General features: G+C 53.3%; 13 protein-coding genes. 6 read left to right on the forward strand and 7 right to left on the reverse strand.

Going from position 1 to position 17,796, the window contains the following annotated elements:
- The first annotated feature begins 11 nt into the window (after positions 1 to 11).
- Positions 12 to 1,619 (forward strand): ABC transporter permease subunit, encoded by a 1,608-nt coding sequence (locus tag SH668x_RS02980; protein ID WP_437187209.1) that lies wholly within the window; start codon positions 12 to 14, stop codon positions 1,617 to 1,619.
- On the forward strand, positions 1,616 to 2,359 hold the full coding sequence (locus SH668x_RS02985; protein WP_437187210.1) for an amino acid ABC transporter ATP-binding protein: 744 nt from the start codon (positions 1,616 to 1,618) through the stop codon (positions 2,357 to 2,359). Before SH668x_RS02980 ends, SH668x_RS02985 begins: the two co-directional genes overlap by 4 nt.
- A 6-nt stretch (positions 2,360 to 2,365) precedes the next feature.
- Here SH668x_RS02985 and scpB read toward each other — a convergent pair whose 3' ends face one another.
- Both scpB and SH668x_RS02995 read right to left on the reverse strand, forming a co-directional pair.
- Positions 2,366 to 3,268, reverse strand: a complete 903-nt coding sequence (scpB, locus tag SH668x_RS02990) for an SMC-Scp complex subunit ScpB (protein ID WP_437187211.1) — start codon at positions 3,266 to 3,268, stop codon at positions 2,366 to 2,368.
- 23 nt (positions 3,269 to 3,291) lie between these two features.
- Positions 3,292 to 4,512: a hypothetical protein gene (locus tag SH668x_RS02995; protein WP_437187212.1), complete on the reverse strand. Its 1,221-nt coding sequence runs from the start codon at positions 4,510 to 4,512 to the stop codon at positions 3,292 to 3,294.
- 569 nt (positions 4,513 to 5,081) lie between these two features.
- On the opposite strand from SH668x_RS02995, the gene SH668x_RS03000 reads away from it, so the two are divergent.
- Together SH668x_RS03000 and SH668x_RS03005 are read left to right on the forward strand one after the other, a co-directional pair.
- Positions 5,082 to 6,092 carry an NAD-dependent epimerase gene (locus SH668x_RS03000; RefSeq protein WP_437188508.1) on the forward strand — a complete coding sequence of 337 codons (1,011 nt, stop codon included), beginning with the start codon at positions 5,082 to 5,084 and terminating at the stop codon, positions 6,090 to 6,092.
- Between the two features lie 213 nt (positions 6,093 to 6,305).
- On the forward strand, positions 6,306 to 7,646 hold the full coding sequence (locus SH668x_RS03005; protein ID WP_437187213.1) for an MATE family efflux transporter: 1,341 nt from the start codon (positions 6,306 to 6,308) through the stop codon (positions 7,644 to 7,646).
- Positions 7,647 to 7,811: 165 nt separating this feature from the next.
- Here SH668x_RS03005 and SH668x_RS03010 read toward each other — a convergent pair whose 3' ends face one another.
- Positions 7,812 to 9,512 (reverse strand): alkaline phosphatase family protein, encoded by a 1,701-nt coding sequence (locus SH668x_RS03010; protein ID WP_437187214.1) that lies wholly within the window; start codon positions 9,510 to 9,512, stop codon positions 7,812 to 7,814.
- A gap of 218 nt (positions 9,513 to 9,730) precedes the next feature.
- On the reverse strand, positions 9,731 to 10,852 hold the full coding sequence (locus tag SH668x_RS03015) for a citrate/2-methylcitrate synthase (protein WP_437187215.1): 1,122 nt from the start codon (positions 10,850 to 10,852) through the stop codon (positions 9,731 to 9,733).
- Between the two features lie 418 nt (positions 10,853 to 11,270).
- On the opposite strand from SH668x_RS03015, the gene SH668x_RS03020 reads away from it, so the two are divergent.
- Entirely contained in the window at positions 11,271 to 12,305 is a 1,035-nt protein-coding gene (locus SH668x_RS03020) for an aldo/keto reductase (RefSeq protein ID WP_437188509.1), read from the forward strand.
- 496 nt (positions 12,306 to 12,801) lie between these two features.
- A complete protein-coding gene (locus SH668x_RS03025; protein WP_437187216.1) occupies positions 12,802 to 13,896 on the forward strand; it encodes a type III polyketide synthase in 1,095 nt (364 codons plus the stop codon).
- A 192-nt stretch (positions 13,897 to 14,088) separates the two neighbouring features.
- On the opposite strand, the gene SH668x_RS03030 is transcribed toward SH668x_RS03025, so the two are convergent.
- From SH668x_RS03030 to SH668x_RS03040, 3 genes are all read right to left on the reverse strand, one after another.
- On the reverse strand, positions 14,089 to 15,561 hold the full coding sequence (locus tag SH668x_RS03030) for a DUF11 domain-containing protein (protein ID WP_437187217.1): 1,473 nt from the start codon (positions 15,559 to 15,561) through the stop codon (positions 14,089 to 14,091).
- A 32-nt stretch (positions 15,562 to 15,593) separates the two neighbouring features.
- Entirely contained in the window at positions 15,594 to 16,271 is a 678-nt protein-coding gene (locus SH668x_RS03035) for a hypothetical protein (RefSeq protein WP_437187218.1), read from the reverse strand.
- 143 nt (positions 16,272 to 16,414) lie between these two features.
- Positions 16,415 to 17,641 carry a hypothetical protein gene (locus SH668x_RS03040; RefSeq protein WP_437187219.1) on the reverse strand — a complete coding sequence of 409 codons (1,227 nt, stop codon included), beginning with the start codon at positions 17,639 to 17,641 and terminating at the stop codon, positions 16,415 to 16,417.
- Positions 17,642 to 17,796 lie beyond the last annotated feature (155 nt).

Here is a 17,796-nt window from a genome sequence, read left to right on the forward strand (position 1 = left end):
GGAGCACGGAATTGTATTGGTTTCTACCTCACGCGAATTTCTACCGTCGTTCGAGAGGCATCGCAGCACTCACACTTCTGGTGAGCGGCTTACTCACCATGACCGCGCAGGCGGGTGATGGGCTGAAGAAGGTTCAGCAGCGCGGCTCACTCATCTGGGGCGCGGATCAGGAAGGGGGCGGCCCGTTCGTCTTTCCCGCACCTGACGACCCGAATCGACTTGATGGTTTCGAAGTCGATCTCGCGAAAATCATCGCTGAATCAATGGGAGTGAAGTCCCAGTTTCAACAAGGGCAATGGGAGAAGCTTCCGGACCTTTTGGACCGTGGTGATATTGACATCGTTCTCAACGGCTACGAATGGACACCTCCACGTGCCGATCGATACGGAATTTCCCTGCCGTACTACATCTATGAACTTCAGCTACTCGCACGTAAAGACGATGCGTCGCTGAAATCCTGGGATGATCTCGGGAAGCCCGTGAATGGGAGAAAGCGTCGTGTTTCTGTGCTGGGCGGGACAGCAGCCAATGATTACATCGCTCAAAACTTTCCGAATACTGTCGACATCATCCGTTACGACGGAACCTCCGATGCCATGCGGGCTGTGGAACTCAATCTGGATGGGGTCGACGCCAATTTGCAGGACCTTCCGATCTGGATTTTCTATAAGTCCGGATTCCCCGAGTTGACCGCAGTGGGGCCGCCTGTCGGTCGCGGCTATTACGTGGCGATGGTCAGAAAGAATGAACCCGAACTCCTGGCGGCGGTCAACAAAGCGCTCTTCGAAGCACTTCAGGATGGGCGATTGCGAAAGATTCTCGCCAAGTATGGTTTGTGGAATCAGACGCAAATGATGCGAGCGCTCGAACTCAATCCTGCTGGTGAATTCACCGGGGACATCACTGCGTTACAAACTGAGGAACTCGAGTCAGGCGTGAGTGAGGAGTCCTTTGTCGCAGTGCGTGGATGGGGTGTCGTCTGGCAGCGTGGCTGGTTGTTAGCTCAGTCTGCGGGGATGACAGTATTACTCGCCTGTACTGCGATGCCACTCGCGATTCTGATAGGACTATTGATGGCGGTGCTGCGTCGTTACGGACCGTGGTATCTCGCCACTCCAGCGACCATGTACGTCGAACTCGTACGCGGAACGCCCCTGGTGTTGCAGTTGTACGTGATCTTTTTCCTGCTTCCAGAAGTGGGGATCTCTGTCAACGCGTTCTGGGCAGCCGTCTTCGGGCTGGCAATGAATTACTCGGCGTATGAAGCCGAAATTTATCGAGCAGGTCTGCAGGCCATTCCGAAAGGACAGATGGAAGCTGCTCAGGCGTTGGGGTTTGGAAAGTGGCTGTCCCTGCGACGCATCATCATTCCGCAGGCGACAAAAATCGTCATTCCGCCCATGACAAACGACTTCATCGCGTTGTTCAAGGATACCGCTGTTTGTTCAGTGATTACAGTTGTTGAACTGAGTAAGCAGTATTACATCCAGGCGAGAAGTACTGGGGCGATCGTTGAACTTGGACTGTTGACCGCTCTTTTGTATCTGGCGATGAGCTACCCGCTGTCGCTGCTTGCTGCTCGACTGGAACGCCGGTTGCGAACGGAGCGTCGGAAATGATTTCCCTGAAAAACATCGTGAAACGATATGACCACGTGGAAGTTCTCAGTGGTGTTTCCCTGACGGTTTCAAAAGGGGAAGTGTGCGTACTTCTCGGACCATCTGGAGGTGGTAAGAGCACGCTGCTGCGAACCATCAACGGGCTGGAGACGTTTGACTCAGGTGAGATTCAAGTCGATGAAATCCTGTTGCCTGCAGGGACGGGAAGGGTTCACGACGCCGCCGTCGATAAAATCCGCCTCCGAGTTGGAATGGTGTTTCAGCAATTCAATCTCTTTCCGCATCGAACCGTCATTGAAAATGTGACGGAAGCTCCTGTTTACGTCCTCGGAAAAGGTGTGGAAGAAAGTCGGGAGCAGGCGAAAAAGTTGCTCGATCGTGTGGGGTTGCTGGATAAGTGTGATGTTTATCCAAGTTCTCTTTCCGGCGGTCAGCAGCAGCGAGTCGCGATTGCGCGAGCGTTAGCAATGAAACCGGAAGTGATCCTGTTCGATGAACCCACAAGCGCGCTTGATCCGCGAATGACCGCTGAGGTGACGAGCGTGATGGCCGATCTGGCAAAGAGCGGTCAGACAATGATCATCGTGACTCATGCGATGGGCTTCGCCCGAAAAGTGGCGAATCAGGTTCATATTCTTCACGCAGGAACTGTTGCTGAGTCCGGTCCACCGGAACAGATTTTCAACAGCCCTCAAACGAGTGTGACGAAGGAATTCCTCATGGAAGCGAAAGAAGCGTGATGAGGATCACCGGAAGCTGAATGACCCGGTTTGCGGAAGATCGTCGAGTGACGCGAGGCCAAAGAGTTCGAGGAATCGGGGAGTGGTTCTGTACTGCTCCCCTTTTTCCGCATCGCTACGATCGACCCGAATGAGTTCGCGCCGGAGCAACGTACGAACCAATCCCTGTACGTTCGGCTTTTCAGTCGCTGTCAGAGATTCTTTGTCAACAGGCTGTTGATACGCGATGAATGCCAGAACCTCGAGTGCATCCTGAGCCAGCTTCACCTCTTTGGGGGTCTGTCCGTAGGCCTTTCCGCGGATCGATTCATAGTCGCTGCATAATCTAAGAGCATATCCTTCGGTAGAGGCTACCACCTGATAGGGGCGTTTCTGGCACTCGTAACGATTTCGAATTTCAGTGAGAAGGACTTCCACTTGTTCGTCAGTGTATGTACCTCCCAGTACATCAACAAATTTTGCAATCGGTAACGGGGCTCCTCCGACGAACAACATCGCTTCCACAACGTGTTCCGCCCTAACGATCTGTTCAGCCTCTTCGCCCTCGGAGTAGAGCGGAGAAATCTCCTCGACAGGTGTGGAGGGACGCTGCTCCGCGTTTGCGACCGGGAGCGGTGATTCCTCAAATTCTTTCGATGTGGGAACGAACTCATCGTTCCCATCGTTGATTGAATGTGAATCCAGCTGCTCAATCGCATTGAATTCCGCCTGGTCAGCGGATTCCAATGCTCGAAGATAGGCCGCTTCGATCTCGTCGAGTGAGAAGACCTCTTCTTCGGTGCTCTCTTCGATCGAATCGGTCTTCTCGACGAGTGGGGTTGCGGACGATCCTTTCACGACGACATGGAACGGCAGATCCGCACAAATCGCTTCGTGGAGAGTCGGGTTGTCTTCAGGGAGAGAGGACATAGTAGGACGAGGTGTTCAGATTTTCAGCGAGACACCGGCCGTAATGGTTCGTATTGTCGTTGGGAAGAGGACTCTGGTTGTGCGAAGGAGGTTGGAACGGTGTTCGCTTGCATTTCGGGCGAGCGGCCGCCACCGAGAACTGGAAACGACTGAATCAGAAAACTCGAGATCTGCTGGGCGTACAATTCGTTTCCGGAGAACGAAAGCCCTCCCGTTGCAGGTGAGAAGTAGATGCGAGGATCGTTCGATTTGCTGAAATCGACGAGTCCATCCTGTACCGGAACCTGCTCCAGGTTCCATTCTTTCAGGAACCTGCGCACTTCTTCCGCAAACGAGGAGCCGTTCTGGTCGATCGAGTTTCTTGATCGATCGACGCTCCAGGCGCTGGGACAGACGGAAATGATGAGTTGGCAGGAGTTTCCTTGAACAATTCTGGATAGTGGAACCAGAGCAGCCAGATCTCGGTGCATACTCTGTCGAACCGGAGCAGCGTGAATGGGCGTGGAATTGACATTCATTCCAGTAACTCGGCCTGCCCACGTAAACAAATAATCGAGGGTGACGAATTCTTCGCAGATCCTGTCGAGCATGTCGACGCCCTGTCCACACAGAGCGGGGTGGGACGCATAGGCGGGATTTTTGGATTCATCCAAGTGCAATCCCCCACGGACGTCCTGATCGTAGCTGAGATCTTCTTCACTGAGGCAGAGCAGGACGACGTCTGCCTGTAAGGTGGCAAGATGGTTGCGGTAGCGAAGCAGGTTGACCAGTGGACCTGCGTTGGGGCAGCCCGCATTGATCACTTCCACTTGTCTATTCGATTGAAGGTTCAGCGTCCGAGCGAGCCGCGTGGACAGTGTTTCATTTTCAGCGAGCGTGGACCCGAAAACGTTGTCGCTTCCTATGCAGATAACGCGGAAGACTCCGTTTGGTTTCGGCACAGAGACAGAGGCTCCGCGAATTCCGAGTTCATTGGTTTGGATTTGAATCGACGGTTGATTACTCGAGCGGCGATGGAGATCGATCAGTGGTTTGACGTCAATCCAGGTGGTGTTGTTTGGTTGGATGAGCTCGTTCAGATGCGTTATGTGCGACTCGGCTTTCCAATTTGAACGGAGTCGTTTCGCTCTCAGGGCGACTTCCACTGCGCAGACCATCAGCCCAAGCAGCATCAATGCTGCCATGAAGCAGATCACATTCCGCGTAATGCTGCGGACCATGCCACAGTGCCGTTCTTCTTCCATGAATCGGGCTCGAGAATCCCTCGGCACAAAACGAGTGCCGTATTTTAGGCTGAATTGCTGATTTTGAACAAGAGGATTCTGGCTTGCCGGTGGGGCTCAGCGTGGCAGCGGTTGAGTGCACAATCTCTGCTTTGATGTTTTGTAAGTAGTTTTTGGGTCGATCGTTACGAGTTTTGTTGTCAATCGTTTCTCTTGTTCGTCAGTACGATTGCAGATTGTTTGATGGAGAGACGCAGTCGATTTGTCGAAATTTGGATTCATTCCAAGAGCGGACTGGCTAAATTCGGTCGTGGATCAGTGCAAATACCGAATTGCGAGATGTGGATGATTCCAATGACGTGCTTATGGAATTGCTGGCCGGTTTGCCCGGCGGGTGTCCTTCAGAATTCGCTGATATTTCGCTGATGTCGAGGTTGCTCGAAGATCCGAATTGATTGAATTTCATTTTGAGCGTACTTTTCGGGGTTCGAAGCAAGCGGTGTGATCAGGGCGATGGAGGCTTGTCGCTGTCAGCAGATCTGACACATTTGTAATTGCTTCGCTGACGTGGAACGCATTTTTGGGATCGTATCGTGAACATTTTGGTGACAGGCGCTGCGGGGTTCATCGGATTCCATGTCTGCAAAGCGCTCTTGTCTCGCGGAGAGAAAGTCGTCGGGCTGGATAACCTGAACGACTATTACTCGGTCGAGTTGAAACAGGATCGACTGAATCTGTTAACTCCTTCGCCCGGATTTCGATTTGAGAAAGTTGATTTCGCAGATCGTGCTCAGCTTCGCGAATTGTTCTCGGGACAGCGTTTCGACCGAGTCATTCATCTCGGGGCACAAGCAGGTGTTCGCTATTCGTTGGAGCATCCGGAAGCGTATGTTGAAAGTAACCTCGTTGGCTTCCTGAATATTCTGGAATGTTGCCGCCACCAGCAAGTTCCTCATTTGGTGTACGCCTCCAGCAGTTCTGTCTACGGGTCGAACACATCAATTCCATTCTCTGCGCACGATGCCTGCGACCATCCGCTCAGCCTTTATGCTGCGACAAAAAAATCCAATGAACTGATGGCTCATTCCTATAGCCATCTCTACGGACTGCCAACAACTGGCCTTCGCTTCTTCACGGTCTACGGACCGTGGGGGCGACCCGACATGGCGATGTTTTTATTCACGAAAGCGATCCTTGCCGGTCAACCGATTAACGTGTTCAACCATGGCGAGATGAAGCGAGACATGACGTACGTTGATGATGTCGTCGAGGGAGTCTTGCGGGTCTGCGAATCGATTCCTCAGCCTGACCCAGGATGGTCAGGAACGACAGCAGACGCAGCGACAAGCAGTGCCCCCTATCGCATTTACAATATTGGAAATAATCATCCCGTTCGTTTGAAGGACATGATTTCCACGATTGAAGCGAGTCTTGGGAGGAAGGCTGTGCAGAATCTTTGCGAGATGCAGGCGGGGGATGTGGTGGCGACGTGGGCAGATGTCGACGACCTGATCGCTGATGTCGGGTACTCTCCATCAACCCCAATTGAAGTGGGGGTGGAGCGCTTCGTTGAGTGGTATCGCGAGTACTACCGTGTTTGAAAGTCGTTCGTTCACCGTCATTGGATTTCTTCTTCTTGTGTGACGGAAAACGGGAGGCTGTTCACGAAAAATTCATCTTCTGAACAGACACTGACACCAAGCAATTCGCACTGTATGCGATTGTCCGCCAAAGAGTTACACTTGCACTTTTCAATTCCGCAGAGTCACTAGGCGGCTATCATCGAATCCGCACAAGAACGCTCAAATCAGCTCATGAACGGTCCCATCCGTTCGACGGTCTTTCTACTCGCCCTTCCAGTGTTGGGAGAGCAGTTGCTGAATTTTCTGATTGGCTTTTTTGACGTCTGGCTTTCCGGGCATCTTCCAGGCGTTACCGGGACCGAAGGGACCGCGGCGGTGGGGGTGGCAGCTTACGTGGGCTGGCTGGCTTCGCTGATCTTTTCATTGGTCGCCACTGGGACGACCGCGATGGTCTCCAGAGCACGTGGATCGGGAGATCAGGCTCTGGTCCATCAAGTGACAAATCGCTCGATGTCGCTGGCAGCGTTGATCGGACTGATTGTGATGGTCTGCATGTTTCCGGCGGCACCCTACCTCGCGGGGGGGATGGGGCTCGAAGGAAACGCATTCCAGATCGCGGTCCGTTATCTCCGAATCGACGCTGTGGGGCTATTCTTCACAGCACTCAGTATGGTTGCCGGTGCTGCATTTCGTGGCTGTGCGGACATGCGAACACCGATGCTGATTTTCGGCGCCGTCAGTGTGTTGAATGCTTTGTTTTCAACGACGTTGGTCTACGGGATTGGTCCAATCCCAAGTTTTGGCGTCGATGGGATCGTCTTAGGGACATGCATCGCCCGTATCTCCGGTGGACTGATCTTTTTGTTCCTTCTTCGGCGAGGTCGTTCCGGTTTGAAGCTGGATCGAAAAGAATTTGGATTACGAGGCGAGACGATTCAGCGGATCTTGAGAATCGGGGCTCCAGCCGCTTTGGATGGAGTGATCATGTGGTCTGGGCACGTGTTGTTCATTCGAGCGATTTCTGGTCTGGGGGAACTTCAGTTCGCTGCTCACATTGTGGGAATGCGAGTTGAGGCGATTACTTATCTTCCGGCTGTCGCCTGGGGAGCCGCCGCTGCGACGATGGTTGGGCAATCTCTCGGTGCAGGTAACGCAGAACGGGCGATTAAGGCGGGGCACGAAGCTGCTCTGCAATGCTCACTGTTTGGCGTGGGGATTACTTTGTGGTTCGTGTTTGGGGCCGAGTGGATTTATACACTCATGCATCAAGATCCCGCTGTTGCCGAGGTGGGAGCATGGCCATTCCAGATTGTTGGACTCTTTCAGATCCCATTGATTCTGTCGATCGTCTACAGCTCCGCATTGAGAGGAGCAGGCGATTCGTTTTACCCCTTGCTTATCAACACATTCACCACGTACCCGGTTCGTTTGCCAATTTGTTACTACTGTGTGTACGTGCTCAATATGGGATTGATGGGGGCGTGGATGGCAATGAATATCGACATGCTGGTCCGTGGAATTCTCGCCAGCTGGCGATTTGCTTCCCAGAAGTGGATCAATACAAAAGTCTGAAAGTCAGCGAAGCAAGACTCTTCATTGCACCGTCAGAGACAGTGTGGCAGGCGGTATCAACCAGCGAGATCGCCTCTCGCGAGTGTGTGGCGTTGCGACTGCGATCAACACAGCGTCGAACAACCTTTTGCCTGTATGCGACGCCGCACTCCCATGCGACAGGGGCTATGGAGAGACCTTGAGGCCGACCGCTTTTCCGTCCAGCTGAAGTCGTGGATCGACATTGCCTGTCAGGTGCATCAGCGCCGTCGTCGCGACGTCAACCAAATAAACCTGCTCCTCGATTTTGCCAACTTGTGCAGACGATCCGCTGACTACCAGGAATACGGTTCGAATTTCTGGAATGTCCCGTCCTCCACCGTGATCTTTCAGGTAGCCGCCGTGGTCAGTACAGACGATGATGAGCCAGTCTTCGTGATCGATGTTTGGGCGGGAGCGAAGACTCTTCAAAACGGTCCCGATATGTTGATCGACGTTCGCAATTGACTGCACGTACTCCGGGACTTCCGGGCTGAAACCGAGGGTATGGCCAGCAGAGTCGACCTGATGGAAGTAGACAAACATCGCATCAGGATTTTCGGTCTGAAGGATGTTCGCTGCGTTCTTCGCCATTTGGCGGTCCATCTCGTCCTGCCCGTCAAATTCAGTGGGAGCCTCCTCCGAAACGGGCTGCAGATAGACTCGAATCGTGTTGTCGTTGTGAAGCTCCAGGTTCAGGGCTGGGACTTTGTCTGCGAAGTTCCCCAACAGGATATTTCGGCCAGTGTCCGTTGTTTGAAACCGAGATTCGACGGTAAACTCTCCTTGCGTAACACTGCTGATTGGCTTCTCAAGTTTGATTCGTGCTCCACCTCCTCGGTTCGATTTGGCGGGGAGATTCAGAACCTGAGTGGGATCAATCTGCTGAGTGGACTTCGCTGCGGTTATCGATGGCGATTCTGGTTCGCTATTAATGATGGTCGCGTCGAATGGTCCTTCAGTCAGACCAGCCGTCTCGTTGATGACACCGTTGTTCGTCGTTTCGAACGTGTATTCGGCGATCAATCCATCGCGAGAGCCAATGGAGGCGTGAAGGTTCTTTTGAAGTTCTTCTTCACTGAGTGCCCGATTCCAGAGACGCACATCATCGAGCTGGCCGCGAAATTGTGTTGCCCCTTCGCGACTGTCACGCCCAAGATAGAGCCAGTCGCCGCCGAGATCGAAGGCATCGAATACGTTCTCAAGTTCTCCAGCTAATTTTCCGTCCAGCCATAGCCGAAGGTGACCATCACGACGAGTTACTGCGATGTGGTGCCAGTTGCCGTCACGAGTGTCAATGTCGAGCTGGCTTGCAGGGACAAGCAGGCTGTTTGCTTCCCCGGGTTTACGTGGAGGTAACTCGACCCGACTGAGATCTGCCTCGGAAAGGATGAAGTCGTGAATCGGCTTCCAGGAGACAAGCGACACAGTAAAGGCGTCAGGACGAACCAGCTTTAGATGCTTGAAGAAATGTGGGAACAACTCATAGTTCATTCCCTTGAAAGTGTTGTCATGCACCCCGTGTTTGTCTGCCCAGACACCCGTGAGAATGCTGGACCAGCCCGGACCGCTGATGGTGTCATTTCCCTGATAGCGTTCACCGAGAATTTGAGCGGTGTTCGTGTAAGCACCAGTCTCGATCAGCTGATCGATGCTTGGAGTCGGCGCCTTTTCCAGCGAATCCGGTCGAACCCCATCAATGCCAAAGATGAGAACATGTTTGGTGCGCTCAGTGGCTTCTGGCTGGGCTGCTTGCAGCTCCGAGTTGCGCAGTGAGACAACGTAACTCATCAAGACAATCGCTGCTGTCAAACTGAAAGAGTATCGGCAGATGGATGTCGACATCATGGCAGTCTCCGAATCGCAGTGCGTGTCTGGTTCTGCGTCTTAATGAAGTGTGATCACACCACCTCTGTGGCATTGTCCTGAGTATTTCAGGAACGAATTGCTGAATGCACCGGAAGAATGAGAATGATTGCTCGCCTCAAAATCCAGCGATTGATCAGGATGATGTTCACGATGAATGTTGTCGACCCAAATGTCGAGAACAAGAGTGACATTTGGGTTCACTCTGAGCGATGACGCATTGCTTCAAACGGGCAATCCACAGCGCCGCGATAGCGTGCTCGTGGCCGGATGACAGCATCGGACTCGCATTGCTCAACCGCGTGCGAACTCCAACCGACGAGGCGGGCCGCTGCAAATAAGGGTCGAAATAGGTCGCGGTCCAGTTCCAGATATGTAAACAGGCGTGCCAGCGGCCAATCGACATTCGGCGGGATGCGCCGGGACGTCCACATCGCACGCTCAACAGCGTCGGCGAGTTGTTCGAGGTCGTTGCGCCCACAAGCGCGGGCAAGTCGTTCGCACTCCACTTCGAGGATGGCAGCGCGAGGGTCGTACTCCAGATAAACAGAGTGCCCGAATCCTGGAATGCTGCTCTCTACAGGTTGTGTTTCGAGCCATTCGACCGCGTTTTCCGGATCGCCGATCTCCTGTAGCACATCGAGAGGACGATCATCTCCCCCCCCATGTTCATTCCCGGTAAAAGCATCCAGAGCAGCAAGGATGGGGCTGTATTGATTGGAACGGACAGAACCGACCACGCGTGCAACAAAGCTCGACGGGCTGAATTCGTGTTCCGCAGCAACGATGAACACTCTCTCAAGAGCGCGTTCATAGAGAGCACTGGGGACTCTGCCCGTGATTACGTAATAGACATTGGCGATATAGCTGAGTTCCGGCTTCGGTTCGATGAGAGGAAGTCCGCTGCGGATGCGATGCCATGCTGCGATGAGCAGGGGAACGCGAGCGAGCAGCCGAATCGTTTGCGAATGCCCAGCTTGAAGCAGGCTTTCATGCGGCTGGGAGTCTGTCAGGTTGAGAAGACTGATTCCTGTGCGTAGCACTTCCAGCGATGAGTTGTGAACAGGGATCTGTTCGTAAACCTGCTGGATCATTGACGGGAGGTTTTGCTCTTCGGCAATAATGCTGACGAAGTCCGCAAATTGTTCCTCTCCCGGCAGTTCTTCAAACAGGAGGAGATGGGCGACTTCAAGAAAGCTGGCATCTTCAGCGAGATCATGCAGGCAATATCCGCGATACTGCAAACCGCCATCAATGCGGCAAATCTCGGTTTCACCAGCGATTACCCCCCTGAGTCCAGGGTGATAGAGCTCATGAGCCATGAAAATATCCCTCCATGGATGAATCAGACTCCATTCAATGACGGCATCCTAACTGAGTTTGTCCCTTCGTGTCACCTCTCATTGTTGAAAGAATGACAATCTTCCGTGGAATCTTGGGGATTGGCGGAGATTCCCTCAAGTTGAGTTGGGGTGAAGTCATGGGTGACCGTGACGGCTCAGGAGGTCCGGGTGTATTGGGATGTTTGCGTACACGATGATGGGCGATTCGCAGCAGCGCTGAGAGTCTTGAGTCTGTGTGAAGCGTCAACAGCAACTGCTGCTGTATTGGTCAGATATGCGCGTCCTTTTGACGGAATTGGCGCCCAGATTGGACAGATTCGCGCAGGAGAGAGAAGATAGCCTATAGAAACCCGCGCAGAACTAGCATGTCTTCAGATGAAAGTCGTTTCACATGTCTATGGAATATCGTTCATTAGGTGGATCTGGCCTCAAGGTTCCCGTTTTGACATTTGGTACCGGGACATTCGGCGGGACCACAGGGATGTTTAAAGCCTGGGGGACGTCGGATGTCAAAGAAGCCAGTCGATTGGTGGACATCTGTCTGGAAGCAGGACTCAACATGTTTGATTCTGCAGACGTCTATTCTCAGGGGCACTCGGAAGAAATTCTTGGGGAAGCGATCAAGGGGCGTCGGGATCAGGTTTTGATCTCAACGAAAGGGACATTCCCGATGGGGGAGGGTCCGAACCAACGTGGATCATCGCGGTATCACATCATTGATGCCGTCGAAAAGAGTTTGAAGCGTCTCGGCGTTGACCACATCGATCTCTATCAATTGCATGGATTCGATGCGCAGACGTCGACTGAAGAGATCATGATGACGCTCGATAACCTCGTAAGGTCAGGGAAAATTCGTTACATCGGCTGCTCAAATTACTCTGGCTGGCATTTGATGAAGTCCTTGGCCGTCTCCGAAAAATACGGACTTGAGCGATTCGTCGCTCATCAGGCCTACTATTCACTCATTGGGCGTGAATACGAATGGGAGCTAATGCCGCTCGGGCTAGATCAGAAGGTCGGTGGAGTCATCTGGAGTCCGCTGGGCTGGGGCCGATTGACTGGGAAGATTCGTCGTGGATCGCCACTCCCCGAATCGAGTCGGCTTCAAAATCAGACCGCTCTCGACAAAGGGCCACCGGTTCCGTTCGAACACGTTTACAACGTTGTCGACGCGATTGATGAAGTTGCCAAAGAGACTGGCAAGACAGTCACTCAGATCGCTCTCAACTGGCTGCTTCAACGTCCTTCCGTCGCGACCGTGATCGTTGGAGCAAGAAACGAAGAGCAGTTGCGGCAGAATCTCGGGGCGATCGGTTGGAACTTGTCCGCCGAGCAGATTGCGAAGCTGGATGCTGCCTCCGAAGTGACCCCATCCTATCCGGTTTGGCACCAGCGTAGCACTTCGCCTGATCGAAACCCAAAAGCGGTTTAAAGTCTGACACTGAAGATCTATGCAACTTCCACTCTTTGACCCGATCTCCAGCATGGGGGGCGGGTAGGGGGATAATCGAAGTCTTAAGATTCTCGCAGTTTGAAAGGGGCTTTTGCCTTCAATGGAGAGTATTTTCTTTATTTTGCCGAGCCGGTGAAACTGTCAGAATTCCGATGAACGGATCTTTCTTTGTTTTGCGATTTCACCGACACTGACGCTGAATGGCCTGCGAACGGAGACAAATGGCGGTTCTGTCTCGGAACTGTCTGATTCGTCAGGTGATGTTTGAATGCTGTGACGTGACTGCCTTGCATCATTTCTCATCGCTCACCATCAGTCACTACCCTTACACGCGATCTCAGTCGAATTAAGTCATCTTGCATCAATGTCGATTCAGTCATCCGGGGACCAGCAAGGCCCGCGCAGAATTACTGTGTGACTGAGTGACAGTACTCAGTGAGGAGTACATGTGATGTGGTTGTTGAAGGAGTTTTAGATGTCAGTCACTGTTGCTGTTTCCGGGATTTCAACCGCAGTTCCGAAGCATTCCATTCTCCAGACAGAAGCCGCTGCAATGGCAACTGAGCTGGGCGTTACCACCAAGTATCGCAAATCGCTGGATACCATGTATCGGATGGCTGGCGTGCAAAATCGTCACAGCGTGATTCTGGATTCTTCTTCAGCGGATGGGGCGAAGCAGTCTTTCTATTACAAGTCCGCTGGGCCCGAAGACAATGGTCCAACGACATCCTACCGGATGGCGAAGTATGAAAAATGTGCTGCCGATCTCGCGATCGAAGCGAGCACCAAAGCCATTGAAGCATCCGGCGTCGACAAAGCATCAATCACTCATCTCGTCACGATATCCTGCAGCGGATTTGCAGCACCGGGTGTCGATCTCGCTTTGATCCAGCGTCTGGGACTCTCCGCGGATGTCGAACGAGCACATGTGGGATTCATGGGCTGCCACGGAGCGTTGAACGGATTGCGCGTTGCACGAGGATGGGCTGCTGCTGATCCGAATGCCAAAGTTCTGGTATGTGCCGTCGAACTCTGCTCCTTGCACCACCAGTACACCGAACACGCGCAGCAACTTGTCGCGAATGCTCTCTTCAGCGATGGTTCGTGTGCATTTATCGTACAGCAGGAAAACAAGCACGACACCGATTGCCGCCTCGTTGCCCAGTCATCGCACGTGATTGCAGATACCGAAGATATGATGTCCTGGAAGATCGCGGATAACGGTTTCCAGATGACTCTTTCTCCGCGAGTGCCGGAAGTCATCGTGAACACCCTCAAGCCTTGGTTGTCAGGGTGGTTGGCGAAATGTGGCAAGACAATTGAAGACATTCAAAGCTGGGCCGTGCATCCGGGTGGTCCAAGAATTTTGACTGCGACGGTGGAGGCTCTTGGTTTGGAGTCAAACGCTGTTCAGCACTCCGAAGCGATCCTGGCGAGCTACGGGAACATGTCTTCCCCAACAGTCTTTTTCATCCTCGAGCGAATTCGCAAAATGAATGGCAAAGGGCCAACCGTCATTCTCGGGTTTGGTCCAGGACTGACGATCGAAGCCGCTCTTCTCGAGTGGTAATCGAGTGAGTGGAGTCTCGCTTCAAGGAGTTGGTGTTGATGCACCAACTCCTTTTTTATTGTTTCGCAACAAATCCGATCCACAGAAAGGATCGTAGAAAACTGCAGACGAGGAAGTTCATGAGCACGAAAAGCAAAAAGGTGACACATGTTTCCGTGTGTCACCTTCGCAGCAGTTGAGTGTGATGTCGATTTATCGAACGCGGCACTTGAAGGAGAGATAGCCTCCCGTTTTACCTTTCAGTGGCTGTTCAAATTCGAATGTCAGCAAGTGGCTTCCTTCGCCGTTGTCAGCGATGTCAATTTTCCCGTCCATGTTGGAATCAACCGAATCCTCAATGAATTCCAGACGAGGAGAGAGGTTGTCCACCACACGGACGCTGAACAGTTCCCGTTCACCGATGTTGTCGAACCGGATTGTGAACGTCACGACATCGCCTGGCTGAGCCGACGATTTGTCTGCAACTTTGATCAGCTGAAGCTCACCGGGTGTCCGTTTATCTTCAACGCCTGTCATATCCTGAACGGTGGCACGACCCTGAACGAGTTTACCGCCGATGTCTTTGGCCATGATGACCGGACGTCGTCCATCCGACCATTCAAGGGCTGCATTGATGCTCTCGCCGATGACGGCTGTATTCGCCAGTTCAAACTGTCCCTGTTGAATAAAGCGGATATCTTCGAAGGCATTTTGAAGCGTGTTGTGATTGGAAGCGACAATAGCTTGATGGATGTGGTCTTCGCCTTGCCTCAGGACAACACCACTGGCTCGTGACCGAGAGGCCATTCCCAGAGCTTCGTCTGTGTGAACCTTCTCATCCAAGGTGACTCGGGCGCCAATGCCGCCAGCAACAAGACGGTCTTGATGGCCAGCAACCTTGTCGATCGACATTCCTTGTTGCGGGAGCGTTGAGGACATTACTGCCCCAAAGCGGGGAGCGTAGATGCAAGCTTGTGTACTTGCTTTTACGTGGCTCTTTCCTTCATGGTCCTTGAACTCTGCTACGGTATCCTCGAGTTCAAGTCCACCACGGTTCAGGCCTTGATAGTGAACCGGTAGTCCATTGTCGCCACCATCGCAAATGAACTCATCACGAGAAAGTTCCGCGCCGGGAAAGGGGCGGGCACTGCAAGGGGCTTCGGTTGGGCATTCGGGGATAATCGCGAATGGTCCAGTGGAAAAGGGAGGAACGGGTTTGGCGACTTCTCCAAAGCCATTCCCGATCGGCTCTCTGGCAGGAACGTCGTGAACGATTGGTCCTGCTGGAATCGTCGGAGAAACGGTCGGTGCCTCAAGGACTTGTGCTGACGTCTGGATGACAGGGGCGGTCGCAAATGGATCGTCACCCCGAGTGATCATCGCAGCCAGATCCTGTTTCGGTTCAGGGAGCTTTGTCGAGCCAATTTCTTCCTGAACAAACGCATCGAAGGACTTTAATTCGCTGTCAGCTACTGCGGCCTTGGCAGTGGGTGACGCGTTCTGTGAAGGCTTCTCCGCTGATGCAATAGCCTGCTCCCTGTCGCCACGCTGAAACGTGTTTTTCACATACTTGCTGGCGGAGGCACAGGAGGAGGTGCAAAGAACTGCTCCGAGGAGCGCCAGTTTGGGCCAGCGTGCGTTCCAGAGGCTCTGGTTAACAGCGAATGTCAGCGGAAGACGATTCATGGTGACTACCTCTTTGTCGTTTCAGTCAGAGTTCATTTGCCTGGCAGAACCAATGGTGATTGGCTGAAAAACTCATCGGTTGTGGAATGAACATCTGGGATTCGTCCCCCAATTCTGATGATTGCGAGTGGCCGACCTCGCACGTCCGCAGCTTGCATCAGGTTTTCGTTGGGTTTGAGTGTCTCCAGCCGAATCGAATCTCCTTGCTGAAAAGGAAATGCACGGTTCGGATCTTCCAGATAAACAACTTTGGTGACCATTCGATCCTGCAACACGATTTCAATTTCGTCTGCAGTGAGATCTAGCGGAATCGGGAACTGTTCAGCGAGACCCGCAGGAGCATGAAGTCGATCGACGAGTTCGACCGAGGGGAACAGCTCGACTCCGGGGTATTCGGGCATGTCGCTGACCCGGAACCGGTAGGCGTAGCCCATTCCCATGCTGACCTGTGCAGGAGCTGGCATCGTCACGCCATTTTGCGGAGATCCCACGAAGAACGTGACGTTCCCAGTTGATGGAAGTCGTACTTGAACAGGCTGAGGTGTTCCGGCGTGCCCAGGCTTCGTCAGTGCCCCGATTCGCCCTGCAACCCCGACCGGTGACCGATGGTCAAAGATCAGTGAGTTGTCTTGAGCAGAAGCTGGAGCTGCACTCAGGGCGGCGATGGCCCCGATAAGACAGGCGATTGTGAGCAGGTAAGTTCGGGGCATGTTGAACACGAGTTGTTGGAAGACATGCGCCGGTGACTTCACACGGCAATGGGATGATCAGTACGAGCGTTGGACGTCAGGCGGTTCGATAAAGTAGGTCAGCCGAAGGGAACTTCGGCTGACCTCGATATCACTTTTCACAACTACTGCTGAGGAGCAGCCCATGCTGGCATGGAGAGTTCACCTTGCTGGTAGCTTGGGTGCTTCTCTGTGTACTGGATGTACTTGACAGGTTCAGGCATGTTGATGCCTGGTTCGTGTCGTACATCGATCAACAGATCTTTGACCGGAGCTGGAAGGTGAGTGTCGGTTGTGTTGCGGACTGTGTGGGACTTCAGACCTGCTGGTCGGCCGTATGGGATATGTGGCGGTCCAGGGAGTCCGATTGGCGTTCCGGTAATCGGGTAACCGTACATTGGAACACCGTTCACACCAGCGATTGGATCGTAAGGAGGCATCCCCGGGCCGGCTGGTCCACCGACCATCACCGCTCCTGGAACTCCGCCGCCCATGTCGTTGCCCTGATGTGCACCGACTGGAACAGGTGGAACAAACTGTCCTTGCTCGCCGCTCACCTTGGTGATGTTGCCTGGAGCCGCTCCACCCTGGCCGATCTGAAGACCTTCTGCACCGGGCATTTCGAGGTTCATGTTCCCCATGCGGATCACAGCCATGATTGTTCCACGGCGATCAGCTTCGGAAACTGGATCGAGGCCTGGTCCGAGGCGAGTCGAAACGAGTTCTTCAACACCAGCGATTGCCAGTTCCTGGAAACGTGCATCTGGCAGGTAGATCACTTTGGTCACAAAGTTGTTTGTTTCGACCTGATCGAGATCTTCGTCAGTAATACGAACTGGCAGAGCATTGTGCTGCAAATAAGCAGCAGTCTGTGGCAGTGTCGGATAGACGTGGAGTGAAGGATAGAGAACCAGACCTTCGCGACCCGGAATGCTTGTCAACTTCAGGCGGTATGTTGCCGCCTGTGGGAAGTTGTAGCGATCAGGAGCGGTGAGCTGTGCATCCGCGAATGCAGGCCCGATCTGCCAGCCAATGTTCATTCCCTCTGGTCCGAGGAATCGGATCTGGGATGTACGGACTGGTCCCGATGGAATCATCGCCATGGATGGACCTGGCATACCGCCCATGCCTGGTGGGCATGCTGGTGCCTGGAATGAAGCCTGCTGGACACCTGACGGTGGGAAGTTCATCAGAACGCCTGGTCCGGGACCACCGACCATTGGCCCGGGGTTTGTCAGCATCGCTGCTGGGGGGGCATGATATTCATTCTTCCGCATCATCTGCTGCCCGTCAGCGGCGCAGCCGACACAGACGATGAGCAAAGTGCCCAGTGCCAGGAAATAAAGTCTCATCGCTTATCCTCTTCCTAGTGTGTTGCTGCAATCTTGATTTCGTGGGTGGATCTCGTCGGAAATTCTGCAATTACAGGAATGACGTCCGAGACTCCTCCAAGGGAGGGCACTAGTGGGATTACCCGACTGATTTGACATCCAAAACACGTTGTCTC

This window comes from Planctomicrobium mucosum (assembly GCF_051466335.1).
GTDB lineage: Bacteria > Planctomycetota > Planctomycetia > Planctomycetales > Planctomycetaceae > Planctomicrobium.

Bases quoted from the DNA above. Each gene is read 5' to 3' on its own strand.
- SH668x_RS02985 (WP_437187210.1), top strand. From the start codon at position 1,616: ATGATTTCCCTGAAAAACATCGTGAAACGATATGACCACGTGGAAGTT.
- scpB (WP_437187211.1), bottom strand. From the start codon at position 3,268: ATGTCCTCTCTCCCTGAAGACAACCCGACTCTCCACGAAGCGATTTGT.
- SH668x_RS02995 (WP_437187212.1), bottom strand. From the start codon at position 4,512: ATGGAAGAAGAACGGCACTGTGGCATGGTCCGCAGCATTACGCGGAAT.
- SH668x_RS03005 (WP_437187213.1), top strand. From the start codon at position 6,306: ATGAACGGTCCCATCCGTTCGACGGTCTTTCTACTCGCCCTTCCAGTG.
- SH668x_RS03010 (WP_437187214.1), bottom strand. From the start codon at position 9,512: ATGATGTCGACATCCATCTGCCGATACTCTTTCAGTTTGACAGCAGCG.
- SH668x_RS03015 (WP_437187215.1), bottom strand. From the start codon at position 10,852: ATGGCTCATGAGCTCTATCACCCTGGACTCAGGGGGGTAATCGCTGGT.
- SH668x_RS03020 (WP_437188509.1), top strand. From the start codon at position 11,271: ATGGAATATCGTTCATTAGGTGGATCTGGCCTCAAGGTTCCCGTTTTG.
- SH668x_RS03025 (WP_437187216.1), top strand. From the start codon at position 12,802: ATGTCAGTCACTGTTGCTGTTTCCGGGATTTCAACCGCAGTTCCGAAG.
- SH668x_RS03030 (WP_437187217.1), bottom strand. From the start codon at position 15,561: ATGAATCGTCTTCCGCTGACATTCGCTGTTAACCAGAGCCTCTGGAAC.
- SH668x_RS03035 (WP_437187218.1), bottom strand. From the start codon at position 16,271: ATGCCCCGAACTTACCTGCTCACAATCGCCTGTCTTATCGGGGCCATC.
- SH668x_RS03040 (WP_437187219.1), bottom strand. From the start codon at position 17,641: ATGAGACTTTATTTCCTGGCACTGGGCACTTTGCTCATCGTCTGTGTC.